At 36.2% G+C, this 304-nt stretch carries 1 protein-coding gene; it reads left to right on the plus strand.

Annotated elements, in window-relative coordinates; all coding sequences use genetic code 11:
- The coding region (locus tag COE25_RS30040; RefSeq protein ID WP_142354542.1) for an IS110 family transposase at window positions 1-304 on the plus strand (304 nt) is incomplete at both ends.

Consider the following 304-nt stretch of genomic DNA (forward strand, 5'->3'; position numbering starts at 1 on the left):
AATTGTTGGGATGGAACCAACTGGACACTATTGGATCAATCTTTCAAAATGGCTCCTTAAACAAAATATTGAGGTAGTAACGGTGAACCCACATTTAGTAAAGAGGAATAAAGAAAACCGTGATAATACTCAGTCAAAAAGTGATAAAAAAGATGCATTAGTTATAGCTGATATGGTAAAGAACGGCTACTACTCCGAGGTTAGATACACATCAGAATCATTTGAAAAACTAAGGGTCCTAATGTCTAACCGTGATGTAGTGGTTAAGCGACTTGTTAGTTCTATCAATCAGTTAAATCGCTGG

The organism is Bacillus sp. AFS031507, assembly GCF_002584635.1.
Taxonomy (GTDB): domain Bacteria; phylum Bacillota; class Bacilli; order Bacillales; family Cytobacillaceae; genus Neobacillus.